The organism is Desulfovibrio piger (genome assembly GCF_012843875.1).
GTDB lineage: Bacteria > Desulfobacterota > Desulfovibrionia > Desulfovibrionales > Desulfovibrionaceae > Desulfovibrio.
In genome coordinates, this window is record NZ_JABAFY010000060.1 from 1 (window position 1) to 11956 (window position 11956).

Annotated in this window: 10 protein-coding genes; 7 read left to right on the plus strand and 3 right to left on the minus strand. The window is 61.1% G+C overall.

Annotated elements, in window-relative coordinates; translation table 11 throughout:
- Positions 1–383: 383 nt before the first annotated feature.
- On the minus strand, positions 384–1718 hold the full coding sequence (locus HF854_RS11100; protein ID WP_168936342.1) for a UDP-glucose dehydrogenase family protein: 1335 nt from the start codon (positions 1716–1718) through the stop codon (positions 384–386).
- Between the two features lie 112 nt (positions 1719–1830).
- On the opposite strand from HF854_RS11100, the gene HF854_RS11105 reads away from it, so the two are divergent.
- From HF854_RS11105 to HF854_RS11120, 4 genes are read left to right on the plus strand one after another with little or no spacing between them, the layout of a single operon-like run.
- On the plus strand, positions 1831–2202 hold the full coding sequence (locus HF854_RS11105; RefSeq protein WP_168936343.1) for a holo-[acyl-carrier-protein] synthase: 372 nt from the start codon (positions 1831–1833) through the stop codon (positions 2200–2202).
- 2 nt (positions 2203–2204) lie between these two features.
- Entirely contained in the window at positions 2205–3773 is a 1569-nt protein-coding gene (locus tag HF854_RS11110) for an NAD(P)H-hydrate dehydratase (protein ID WP_168936344.1), read from the plus strand.
- Positions 3774–3788: 15 nt separating this feature from the next.
- Positions 3789–4313, plus strand: a complete 525-nt coding sequence (gene tsaE, locus HF854_RS11115) for a tRNA (adenosine(37)-N6)-threonylcarbamoyltransferase complex ATPase subunit type 1 TsaE (protein WP_168936345.1) — start codon at positions 3789–3791, stop codon at positions 4311–4313.
- A gap of 25 nt (positions 4314–4338) precedes the next feature.
- Complete coding sequence (locus HF854_RS11120) at positions 4339–5562, plus strand: aspartate kinase (RefSeq protein ID WP_168936346.1); 1224 nt, start codon at positions 4339–4341, stop codon at positions 5560–5562.
- A 213-nt stretch (positions 5563–5775) separates the two neighbouring features.
- Here the strand turns inward: HF854_RS11120 and HF854_RS11125 are convergent, their stop codons facing one another.
- Both HF854_RS11125 and HF854_RS11130 read right to left on the minus strand, forming a co-directional pair.
- Complete coding sequence (locus HF854_RS11125) at positions 5776–6441, minus strand: HAD family hydrolase (protein WP_168936347.1); 666 nt, start codon at positions 6439–6441, stop codon at positions 5776–5778.
- A gap of 68 nt (positions 6442–6509) precedes the next feature.
- The gene (locus HF854_RS11130; RefSeq protein ID WP_168936348.1) at positions 6510–7280 is read right to left on the minus strand and encodes an HAD-IIA family hydrolase; all 771 of its coding nucleotides are present in this window, start codon (positions 7278–7280) and stop codon (positions 6510–6512) included.
- Between the two features lie 248 nt (positions 7281–7528).
- Here HF854_RS11130 and glpA point away from each other — a divergent pair, with 248 nt between their 5' ends.
- From glpA to HF854_RS11145, 3 genes are read left to right on the plus strand one after another with little or no spacing between them, the layout of a single operon-like run.
- Complete coding sequence (gene glpA / locus HF854_RS11135) at positions 7529–9136, plus strand: anaerobic glycerol-3-phosphate dehydrogenase subunit GlpA (protein WP_168936349.1); 1608 nt, start codon at positions 7529–7531, stop codon at positions 9134–9136.
- Positions 9120–10382, plus strand: coding sequence for an anaerobic glycerol-3-phosphate dehydrogenase subunit GlpB (gene glpB / locus HF854_RS11140; protein WP_168936350.1), 1263 nt, complete (start codon positions 9120–9122; stop codon positions 10380–10382). Before glpA ends, glpB begins: the two co-directional genes overlap by 17 nt.
- A gap of 9 nt (positions 10383–10391) precedes the next feature.
- Positions 10392–11612 (plus strand): anaerobic glycerol-3-phosphate dehydrogenase subunit C, encoded by a 1221-nt coding sequence (locus HF854_RS11145; protein ID WP_240937741.1) that lies wholly within the window; start codon positions 10392–10394, stop codon positions 11610–11612.
- The last annotated feature ends 344 nt before the right edge of the window (positions 11613–11956 follow it).

An 11956-nucleotide genomic window follows, 5' to 3' on the forward strand; every position in this document is an offset into this window, starting at 1 on the left:
TGGGCTTGAACAACTTCATCGTAGCGGAAAGGTGTTTTTGTGTGTATAACGTATTGTCTCCACCCGCATAGCGGGTGTTTTTTTGTTTCGCGCCTGTCAGGCGCTCAACAGGCTAAAGCCCATAAACAGATCCCCGGCAGGAAACTGCCAGGGATTTTTATGGCTCGCCCTCAGGGGATACTTCTCATAGAGAGAAAGAGACCGTCCTCCCCGTACCAGCCAAAGATCCTGCCGTTTGTTCGACGCTCCATAAGCATGGCATCCCGCCCAACCCTTTGCAGGCTTCCAACGCAGTCAGCTTTCCGCAAGCCGCCCCTGCACATATAAAAAGGGCCTGCCCTTTACAGGACAGGCCCTCCTCTGGTCTTGGGTCGGTTCGTTGCCTAGTCGGGACGGCGGCCGATGCAGAAGTAGGCGAAACCACGGCTGCCCATGGCGGCGGGCGAGTAGAGGTTACGGCCGTCAAAGAGCAGCGGCGCGGTCAGCAGGGACTTGATGCGATCGAAGTCGGGATTGCGGAACTGGTTCCATTCCGTCACCACCAGCAGCGCCTGGGCACCATCGCACACGCCGTACTGATCGTCCACGATCTCCACCAGGGGGTTGTCCTGGAAGATACGGCGAGCGTTATCGGCCGCCACGGGGTCGAAAGCCCGCACCTTCATGCCGGCTTCGGTCAGGGCGTTGATGATGTTGATGGCAGCGGCTTCACGCATGTCGTCGGTGTTGGCTTTGAAAGCCAGGCCCCACAGGGCCAGGGTCTTGCCCTTCACACCACCCTGCGGCGCAAAGTATTCCTTGATGCGCTCGGCCATGTGCAGCTTCTGGCGGGCGTTCACGGCTTCCACGGCATTGAGCAGCTTGGGCTCCATACCGGCGGCTTCGGCCGTATGGATCAGGGCCTTCACGTCCTTGGGGAAGCAGGAGCCGCCGTACCCAACGCCGGGATAGATGAACTGGTAGCCGATGCGGCTGTCAGAACCGATGCCGTTACGCACGTCGCGCACGTCGGCGCCCACACGCTCGCAGATGGTGGCGATCTCGTTGATGAAGGAGATCTTGGTGGCCAGCATGCAGTTGGCGGCGTATTTGGTCATTTCAGCGCTGCGGATGCCCATGACGATCAGTTTGTCACGGGTACGGGCAAAGGGCGCGTACAGTTCGCGCATGGTGGCGGCGGCCTTGTCCGACGAGGTGCCGATGACCACGCGGTCAGGCTTCATGAAGTCGGAGATGGCGTCGCCTTCCTTCAGGAACTCGGGGTTGGAGACCACCTCGAAGTCGAAATTCTTGCCGCGGGCAGCCAGTTCTTCGGTGATGATGGCGCGCACACGGTCGGCAGTGCCCACCGGCACCGTAGACTTGTCCACCACGATGAGGTCGTTTTCCATGGTACGACCGATCTCGCGGGCCACCTGCTCCACGTAGTGCAGGTCGCAGGAACCGTCTTCTCCGGGAGGGGTACCCACGCAGATGAAGGCGCAATCAGCGCCAACCAGACCTTCCGCCAGGCTGGTGGTGAACTTCAGGCGGCCATCGGCATGGCTGCGGCGCACCATGGGTTCCAGGCCGGGCTCGAAAATATGCACGGAGCCGGCATTCAGGCGGGCCACAACATCCTTGTTGACATCGATGCAGGTCACGGAGTTGCCCATTTCAGCGAAGCAGGCAGCACTCACCAGACCCACATAGCCGGTGCCGACGATACACAATTTCATATGTTTTCTCCCTTGGGGCGCTCTTGACGCCCGACAGTGATAACGTCAAAACAAATCGATTGAGTGCGCAGTATAGCGTTTTTTTTCCTGAGCTTCAACTCCGGGGGCGGACATGCTGGTGGGACTGGGGATGGACCTGACCGATATCGGGCGTATGGAACGGGCCCTGCAACGCCATGGGGCACGTTTCGCAGCCAGGATCCTGGCACCTGCCGAACAGGAGGCCTGCCCGGAGCTGCGTCCCGCCTTCGTGGCCGGACGCTGGGCTGCCAAGGAAGCCGCCGTCAAGGCGCTGGGCTGCGGCTTCAGCCTGGGGATCGGCCCACGTCACATCGAGATCCTGCCCACGCCGACGGGCAAACCGGAGTTGCGCTTTACCGGCCCGGCCCTGGAGCGTGCCCGGCAGCTGGGCGTGCGCCATATCCATGTATCCATCACGCATGAACGAACCACGGCAGCCGCGGTTGTCGTACTGGAGGCCTGACGATGAACGGGGAATGGTGGTCCGCACTGCCGCCGCTGCCCCTGCCGCACGAAATGCAGCAGTGGGACAAGCAGGCCGTGGAACTGGGCATCCTGCCGGAGATCCTGATGGAAAATGCCGCGGCCGCGGCGTTCCGCCAGCTGAGCGCCCTGTGCCCCCGGCTTGCGGGGAAGCAGGTCTGGCTGCTCATGGGCAGCGGCAACAATGGCGGCGATGCCGCCTGCCTTGCCCGTTATCTGCTTGATGCCGGAGCCTGCCCGCATGTTTTCCATACCCGGCCGCTGGAGCATTACCGGAACGAAACGGCATATCATCTTCGGACGGCCCTGACATGTGGCGTCCCCTTCCTTCCGGTGGCCGCGCTGACGGAGACGCCCCTCCCCCATCCCGACATCCTGGTGGACGGGCTGCTGGGCACGGGGTTTTCCGGCCAGCTGCGCGACGACGCCCGACGTCTGGTCTCCTTCGTGAACGAACTTTCTCCCCGGCCGCTGATCCTGTCCCTGGACGTACCGTCGGGCCTGGATGCCACCAGCGGCCTGCCCTGTCCCGAGGCTGTCAAAGCGGACATGACGGTCAGCTTTGCCGCCGCCAAGCCCGGCCTGATGCTGCCGTGGGCCCGTCCGTATACCGGGGAATGCCATGTGGGCCCCATCGCCATGCCTGCCAAAGTCCGGGAAGAAGGCCCCTGCTCTTTCCGCCTTCTGGACGGCCATGCCCTGACCCTGCTGCCTGCCATGACGGCCGCGAGCTACAAGAACACCTACGGGCATATCCTCGTCATGGGAGGACGCCCCGGCATGTGCGGTGCCGGACATCTGGCCGCCCGGGGGGCGCTGCGTAGCGGTGCCGGCCTGGTCACGGCAGCCATGCCCGCCGCCGGTGAAGATCAGGTGCGCATGGGCTGGCCCGAGATCATGACCCTGCCCCTGGGCGATCCCGGAAACAGGGATTGGCCCTCCCAGCTCCCGGACGACCTGCGGCAACGCCTCCACCAGTGCCGGGCCCTAGTCATCGGCCCCGGCATGGGACGAGGACAAGACAGCCATGCGTTTCTGGCAGCCCTCCTGAAAGAACCTGAACGCCCGGCCTGTGTATTCGATGCCGATGCCCTGATGCTGCTGGCAGGGGATCCCGCTCTGCTGGCGGCCCTTGGCCCCGGAGACATCCTGACGCCGCACCCCGGCGAGGCCGCCGCCCTGCTCCACTGCCCGGGCAGTGCTGTCCAGCAGGACAGGATGGCGGCCCTGAAGGCCCTTTGCGCAGCCGTCCCCGCAGCTATCGTCCTCAAAGGCGCAGGGACGCTGGTCGGCCAGCGGGACTGCCCCACAGGCCTCAGCCCCCTGGATGTCCCCCAGCTGGCCATGGGCGGTTCCGGCGACGTGCTTGCCGGTTGTACCGCGGCCCTGCTGGCTCGCTTGCAGGAAAGCCCCCGGGCGGCCCATCAGGCCGCCTGCCTGGCAGTGGCGCTGCATGCCGCTGCCGGCCGGATACTGGCCCGTACCCATCCCCACCGGGGCAATGTGGCCGGCGAACTGGCCGATGCCCTGCCCCAGGCCATGACACTTTAACCGGATACCCCCGCTATGGATGCCTTTACCTTTGTGCTCGAATCCCTGGACGATACCGCCCGCCTCGGCACCTTGCTGGCCGGCATGATGCAAAACGCCCCCCAGGTGCGCGCCCTGCTTTTGCAAGGAGATCTGGGCAGCGGCAAAACGACCCTGACGCGCTCCCTGGTCGCGGCCCTGCCGGGTGGCGACCAGGCCGAGATCTCCAGTCCGTCCTTCACCATCTGCAACAATTATCCCACCTGCCCGCCTGTCCTGCACTGCGACCTCTACCGTTGCCCGGCCTCCCTTCCCGACGAAGTCTGGGACGCGCTGGACGCCGATGCAGGCATCTGCATCGTGGAATGGGCCCAGTATATCCCCGAAGCGGCCCTTCCCAAGGAATTTCTGGACATCCGGCTGGAGTCATGCGAAAAGGGACGATTCCTGACGGTAATGGCGCATGGGCAGGCGTCTCAGGCTCTGGCTCAGGAGCTGCATACAGCCTGGACCACATCCGGACGGCACGGCTCCCGGACGGATCTGCCCCTTTTTTCGTGAGACAGGTGCATCAATGGAATCTGGCATGAAAATCTTAGTTCAAAAATTCGGTGGCACTTCAGTGGCAAACCTGGAGTGCATGAAGAAAGTGCGCGAAAAAGTGCAGGCCGGGTTGAACAAGGGCTACAAGATGGTGGTCGTGCTTTCCGCCCGTTCGGGCGAGACCAACCGTCTGCTGGCCCTGGCCTCCGAGTGGTCCTCCACTCCGGACCCGGCGGAATGTGATTCTCTGGTCTCCACCGGGGAACAGGTCTCCATCGCGCTCTTCACCATGCTGCTCAAAGACGCGGGCATCCGCGCCCGTTCCCTGCTGGCATGGCAGATCCCCATCATTACCGATGACGACTACGGCAATGCGCGTATCGAATCCATCGACAGCCAGCGCCTGCGCAGCTATCTGGATGAATACGACGTGCTGGTGGTCGCCGGTTTCCAGGGGTGCACGGAGTCCCAGCGCATCACCACCCTGGGCCGCGGCGGTTCCGACACCTCGGCTGTTGCCCTGGCTGCCGCCCTGGGTTCGGTTGAATGCGAGATCTACACGGATGTGGACGGCGTCTATACCACCGACCCCAACATCTGCTCCAGCGCCCGCAAGATGGATCGTGTCGCCTATGAAGAAATGCTGGAAATGGCCAGCATGGGCGCCAAGGTGCTGCACATCCGTTCCGTGGAATTTGCCAAGAAGTACAAAGTGCCTGTGCGCGTCCGCTCCACTTTTTCCGACGACCCCGGCACGCTCGTTACCCAGGAGGACTCCAGCATGGAAGCTGTTCTTGTTTCCGGCATTGCCTATGATAAGGACCAGGCTCGTGTGACCCTGCACGACCTTCCCGACGTGCCCGGCGTGGCCGCCGCCATCTTCGGCCCCCTTTCCGAAAAGGGCGTGCTGGTGGACATGATCGTCCAGAACACCAGCCTTGACGGCCATACCGACATGACCTTCACCATCTCCCGCAAGGATCTCAAGCAGACCTTGGCCATCATGGAAGAAGTGAAGGAACGCACCGGCGCCACCGACGTGGTCTCCGACGTCAATGTGGCCAAGGTCTCCGCCATCGGTGTCGGCATGCGCAACCACTCCGGCGTGGCCGCCCGTGCTTTCTCCGCCCTGACCCAGGAAGGCATCAACATCCTGATGATCAGCACCTCCGAGATCAAGATCACCATCCTGATCCAGGAAAAGTACGTGGAACTGGCCGTGCGCATCCTGCACGACACCTTCGGCCTGGACTGGGACATCAACTAGTCCCGCTCCTGCCTGCCGGCTGACCGGCCCCGGCCAGCCGCCGGCAATACACCCCATACGATAAGAAAGCCCGGTATCCTGTGATACCGGGCTTTTTCTTTCTCATGCGAATGCTCGTAACAGGCCTTTACCGCGAAAAATCTCCTCTTCGTAAACTGATGCCTGTCACAGGAGCAGCGGCCTTTTTTCATCCACTTAAGACAGCGTCCCGCCCTAGTGGCGCATCTCGGCCCCCAGGGCCAGCAAAGTCGTCTGCAGATCCGTCATGCTCTGGCAGATATAGTCAGCATGGACGGACTCCAGTTCCTGACGGCTCCCGTACCCGTACAGCACGCCCACGGTCTTCATGCCCACGGCATGGCCGCCGACCACATCATGGAACCTGTCCCCCACCATCAGCGAATGGGACACATCCGCGCCCGTTTCCTGAAGGGCATAACGCAGCACATCGACTTTGTCGTTGCGGGCCCCGTTCAGCTCGGCACCGGCCACAAAGGAGAAGTAACGGCTCAACTGGAAATGATCCAGAATCTGACGGGCGAACACCTCCGGCTTCGATGTGGCCAGATGGATGCGGTGTCCCTGCTCGATCAGACGCTCCAGCATCTGGGGCACCCCGGGATAGACCTGATTTTCAAACATCCCCTGCCGCCGGAAGTACTCGCGGTATTTTTCCACCGCCAGTGCGACACGGGCGCTGTCTCCCGGAAAATAGCGGGCAAAGGACTGCTTGAGCGGCGGACCGATGAAGAAGAGCAGGCTGTCTGCACTGGCCCTGATCCCGAAATGGTTCAAAGAATACAGGACGGAATTGATGATGCCCTGCTTGGAATCGGTGATGGTGCCGTCAAGATCGAAAAAGAAAGAAGTATGGGCCATAGGCATACCGGGGGTTGCGACTACGAAGAATGCTGCCGGACGTTTTTATTACTATTGCCTCTTGCGGCCTACTGGTCAAGCAGTCCCAGGTGATCCAGCACCAGGGTCGGCTGGCGCTCCAGTCCGGGAAGGTCGGAACGCCGGGCTTCTCCGCTCAGGACCAGCAGGAAATCGATGCCGGCGTTCTCGGCCAGCAGCTTGTCGGTGGACAGCCTGTCGCCCACCATCAGCATGTTTTCCGGCGCATAACGCTGCAGCAGGCCGGAAAGCAGGGTCGCATCCGGCTTGCCGAAGATGCGCTCCGGTCTCCTGCCTGTGGCGGTGGCGTACAGGGCCAGAAAGCTGCCCACGTCCGGCAGGGGGCCTTCCGGAGAGGGACAGACCAGATCCGGATGCGTGGCCAGGAAGCGCACATCATCCTTTTGCAGCAGCAGCGCGGAACGTGACAGTTTTTCATAGGTCAGTTCCGTATCATAGGCCAGGATGACGGCCTGTGCGCCTTCTTCCTGCTGCTTCAGTTCGGGCATGCGCTGGCGCAGGTCGGAAACGAAATCCCGGTTGCCGACCACATACGCCGTATGGATGCCTTCCGTCTTCAAAAAAGCCACCAGCGGCGTCACCGGCGAGAGCAGCTGCTCCCTGCGGGCGGGGATACCCATGCCGTTCAGCTTTTTGATGTAGGTCTCCGGTGCCTTGGAGGTATTGTTGCTCAGGAAGAAAAAGTCCACATCTTCCCAGTGCCGCTGCACAAAGGCCACGGCCCCCTCGATGGGATTGTCCCCCATATAGATGGTACCATCCATGTCCAGAACGATGCAACGTTTGTCAGGAAGCCGCATGCCGTGTCCCCCAAGTTTCAAAAATGAAAAAAATGACGGCAAAACTGTGGCGCCCCCGTCCGGCACCCGCCGCCGTGCCGGGATTCTACACAGGCCGATGGCCTGCTGCAAGCGGCGTTTTTCACGCCTCTTGCCCATCTTGACACAACAATGTCCTGTAAGTAGAGGAAAGGGACAACTTCCCCGTATAACTTTCGCAAACGAAGATTCCAAAGCTATAATTGTCGCTCCTGTGAGCGGAGGACAGCGTGAAAGAAACCACAGTGATCATCATTGGCGGTGGTGCGACAGGTATCGGCATTCTGCGCGACCTGAGCATGCGCGGCGTGCCCGCCCTGCTGCTGGAACAGGGGGGGCTGGCCCACGGCACGAGCTCCCGCTTCCACGGCCTGCTGCACAGCGGCGCCCGGTACGCTGTCAGTGACAGCGAATCCGCCCGGGAATGCATCGAAGAAAACATGATCCTGCGCCGCATCGGCAAGCAGTGTGTGGAAGAGACCGAAGGCTTTTTCGTCCGTACCAAACTGGACGACCCGGCCTTCGAACCCGGCTGGGTCGAAGCCTGTGCCCGTGCGGGTATCTCCGCCGAGCGCATCGATGTGGCCGAAGCACGGCGGCTGGAGCCCAATCTGGCTCCCAATATCTGTTCTGTTTACCGCGTGCCGGACTCCTGCGTCGACGGCTTCCGTCTGGTCTGGCACAATGCCCTGTGTGCCCGGCGCTACGGCGGTGACATCCTCACCTACCACGAAGTCATCGCCATCAAGCAGAGCAACGGCAAGGTCACGGGCGTCACGGCCCACAACCGCATCACCGGCGAAGAACTGGACATCGCCTGTGAATACGTGGTCAATGCCGCCGGTTCCTGGTCCGGACAGATCGCCCAGCTGGCCGGTCTGGATGTCAGCGTGTCGCCCGACCGCGGGACGCTGATCGTCTTCAACCACCGCTTCACGTCGCGCGTGGTCAACCGCCTGCATAAAAGCTCCGACGGTGACATCTTCGTCCCGCACGGTTCCATCACCATCCTGGGAACCACGTCGACGCCTACCGACCGCCCGGACAACAATACGCCCACGACCGAGGACGTTTTGCGTCTGCTGGATATCGGCGAGCCCCTGTTCCCCGATCTGCGCTCGTACCGCATCCTGCGTGCCTTTGCCGGTACGCGCCCGCTCTACACCCCCAACAATGCCGTAGGCCGTGCCGCCAGCCGCAATTTCCACATCGTGGACCACAAGCAGGACGGCCTGGAAGGCATGGGCAGCATCTTCGGCGGCAAGCTGACCACCTACCGCCTGATGGCGGAACGGATGAGCGATCTGGTCTGCCGCTATCTCGGCAATAACGAGCCGTGCCGTACGGCGGAAGAACCCATCATGGCGGATCCCTCCCCCGAGCTGATGCAAAAAGCCGCCAAGGTCTTCCCGCTCAATGGCGCCGTCCTTGCTGCCGACCGTCTGGGCAGCACGTTTGCCGATGTGGTGGAAAAGGCCGCATCCGAAAAGGACAACGAACTGCTGTGCGAATGCGAGATGGTCAGCATGGCTGAAGTGGAATATGTGGCCCGCGACCCTGCCACCCACTCCCTGCATGATGTCCGCCTGCGCACTCGTCTGGGCATGGGTACCTGCCAGGGCACGTTCTGCTCCCTGCGCGCCATCGGCGCTTTGACCGAGCGCAATGTTCCCCTGGCCTTCTCCCCCACGGAAGACGTCTCCCAATTCCTGCAGGAACGCTGGCGTGGTCTGCGCCCGGCCCTGTGGGGCAAGCAGCTGAAAGAAATCGAACTGGGGCGTGCCATCTATGCGGCCACCCTCAATCTGGATGGAGCCGGCAATGAACAAGAGAAATAGCGACGTCCTGGTTATCGGCGCCGGCATGTCCGGCCTTGTGGCGGCCCTTGCCGCTGCCCGGCGCGGCCGCAAGGTCACTGTCCTTTCCCGGGGCGTGGGAGCGCTGGCCATCGGTAGCGGTTGCGTGGACGTCCTGGGCTATGTCAACGGCCAAGCTGTTTCCGGCCATCCGCTGGATGCCATCGAATCCTTGCCCGAGGCCCATCCCTATCGCCTGCTGGGACGTGATCGTGTGGCCGAAGCCTGCTCTTTCCTGGAAGAAATCTGTGCCGCTCAGGGCCTGTCCCTGCTGCCCATGAAAGAGAGCAATCGCCTTGTCCCCAGTATCATGGGCACCCTTAAGCCGAGCGGCCTGTGCCCGGCCAGCGCCGATGGCGATCTGCTGCTGAAGGCCAAACGAGTTGCCGTGGTCACCATCGAGGGCCTGCGCGACTGTCAGCCCAATCTGATCATCAAGCAGTTCCGCCGTTATCCTGCTCTCAGGAGCATCGAGTTCACCGAAGTCGTCCTGCCCTCGCCCCTGGGCAAAACGCACCGCAATATCACGGCTCTGGATCTGGCCCGCTATGTGGACCGTCCCGAAGGGGTCTTCTGGCTGGCCGATGCCCTGAAAAAAGCCTGCGGCCGACAGGACCTCATCCTGCTGCCGCCTGTGTGCGGCGTGCGCAACTTCCTTTGGAAAAAACTGGTGGAGCTGCTGGATTGCCCGGTGGTGGAAATGCTTTCCATCCCTCCGGGAGTCAGTGGTCTGCGTTTGCGCACCTGTCTGCTGAATGCCCTGCGCGAGCTGGATGTCACGCTGCTGGAAAATACGACGGTGATCCGTGCCGACGTCGCGGACGGGCATTGCCGCGGTGTGATCACCTCCGGTCTCGACCACGAACACGTCTATGCTGCTGATCAGATCATCGTGGCTACCGGTGGTTTCATGGGCGACGGATTCGAAGCGGAGCCCGGCAAGATGCAGGAAAGCATCTTCCAGCTGCCGCTCTGCCTGGAAAATGGCGAGATGCCTTCCGCCGATCCTTCTGACTGGTCGGAAGAAAACGTCTTTGCCCGCCATGCCTTCGCTACCCTGCGCGTCCGCGTCGGTGCACAGCTGCGTCCCTGTTCTGAGGAAGGCTCGGTGCTGCTGGACAATGTCCGTTTTGTGGGCCGCTCGCTGGGCGGCTATGATTTCGCTACTGAAAAAAGCGGTAACGGCGTGGCCCTTGCCACGGCCTGGTATGCCGCCCAATGTGTGTAAGGCAGGTGCATGATGGCTCTCAAACATCCCAATCCTGATGCCTGTATCGCCTGCACCACCTGTGTGGTACAGTGCCCGGTGGCCCAGGCCACCACGAACTTCCTTGGCCCCCGCATGATCGGTCCCGCCTATGAGCGTTTCCGCCTGCTGGGTCTTGCCGAAGAAGAATCCCTGCACTATTGCGCCAACTGCAAAAACTGCGATATCGCCTGCCCCCAGGGCGTCCCGATCTCCAGCCTGAACATGATGGCCCGTGCCGAGCAGTGCCGCAAAAAGCGTCCGCCCCTGCGGGACTGGATCCTTGGGCACGGCGAACTTATGGCCAAGCTGCTGCGCTACGTGCCTGCTAAGCTGAAGAACTTTGGCATGCTCAATCCCGTGACCCGCTTTGCACTGGACAAGCTGGGTATCTCCGCCAAGGCTCCCATGCCGGCCTTTGCCGAAAAGAGTTTCCGGCAGCAGCTGAAAAAAATCTGGCAGCCCCATACCAACAAGTATGTCGTCCTCTTCCCCGGCTGTTATCTGGATGTCTATGATCCGCAGACCGGGCTCGACCTTGTGTGGGTGCTGAACCAGGCTGGCTACCATGTCATCGTTCCCGAGGAATTCGTCTGCTGCGGTCTGCCCATGGTCGCCAACGGATTCTGGGACGACGCTCGCGCCAATGCCAAAAAGAATATCGCGGAACTGCAACGCTGGCGCAAGGAAGGCATCCCGGTCATCACCGGTTGCCCCAGCTGCGCGTTGATGTTCTCCTCCGATCTGCCGGAATACTATCCCGACCTGATGATCGATGGCGTCTCCACTACTCTGCTGGATGCTCAGGCTTTCCTGCTGGATTGCGTGGATAAGGGAGAACTGCGTCTGCCCGAAAAAACTGTGGACAGTTCCGTGGTTCCTTCCGAGCTCATCTATCACGCCCCCTGCCATCTGCGTGCCCAAGGCAACGGCCTGCCCGGCCTCGACCTGCTCCGCTCTCTGCCCGGCATGCATGTCAGCAATGCCGATGCCGGATGCTGCGGGATCTCGGGCAGCTATGGTTTCAAAAAGGAAAAGTATCCCATCGGCATGCAGGTGGGCTCCGCCCTCTTTGATGCCGTACGCAAAAGTCCGGCTCCCGTGGCCGCTTCGGAGTGCGGCACCTGCCGTGTCCAGATCAAGCACGGTTCCGGCAAGGATTGTCTGCATCCGGTTTCCGTGTTGCGGCGCTGGATGGAAGCTGCCCGTTAATTAGGGATTCTTCCGAGGACAAAAATATAGTGACGAGGCCTCTGCATGATGCAGAGGCCTCTTTTTTTACAGCCAGATTTTCTTGTGAAATCATATTATCAGCATATTCTTAAGAAATTTCACTGCCTGCTGCAGCTAAACTCAATGAACAGGAGAAACAACTTCCACATTGCCGCAACGAAGAGCCTGCCATATCAGCGTATATAAGATCTCAAAGTTTACATAATTATATGAAGAACGTCTTTCTTATGGGCTTAAACCTTGATCGCTTAGAGGATGTCCGGCATGTTTTTTGATTTTAAAAGGTGTGGTAATCTCGTCCCATGAAACAAACAGATTTTCGT

Coding starts and splice junctions, on each gene's coding strand:
- HF854_RS11100 (WP_168936342.1), bottom strand. CDS start 1,718: ATGAAATTGTGTATCGTCGGCACCGGCTATGTGGGTCTGGTGAGTGCT.
- HF854_RS11130 (WP_168936348.1), bottom strand. CDS start 7,280: ATGCGGCTTCCTGACAAACGTTGCATCGTTCTGGACATGGATGGTACC.
- HF854_RS11105 (WP_168936343.1), top strand. CDS start 1,831: ATGCTGGTGGGACTGGGGATGGACCTGACCGATATCGGGCGTATGGAA.
- glpB (WP_168936350.1), top strand. CDS start 9,120: ATGAACAAGAGAAATAGCGACGTCCTGGTTATCGGCGCCGGCATGTCC.
- tsaE (WP_168936345.1), top strand. CDS start 3,789: ATGGATGCCTTTACCTTTGTGCTCGAATCCCTGGACGATACCGCCCGC.
- HF854_RS11125 (WP_168936347.1), bottom strand. CDS start 6,441: ATGGCCCATACTTCTTTCTTTTTCGATCTTGACGGCACCATCACCGAT.
- HF854_RS11145 (WP_240937741.1), top strand. CDS start 10,392: ATGATGGCTCTCAAACATCCCAATCCTGATGCCTGTATCGCCTGCACC.
- HF854_RS11110 (WP_168936344.1), top strand. CDS start 2,205: ATGAACGGGGAATGGTGGTCCGCACTGCCGCCGCTGCCCCTGCCGCAC.
- HF854_RS11120 (WP_168936346.1), top strand. CDS start 4,339: ATGAAAATCTTAGTTCAAAAATTCGGTGGCACTTCAGTGGCAAACCTG.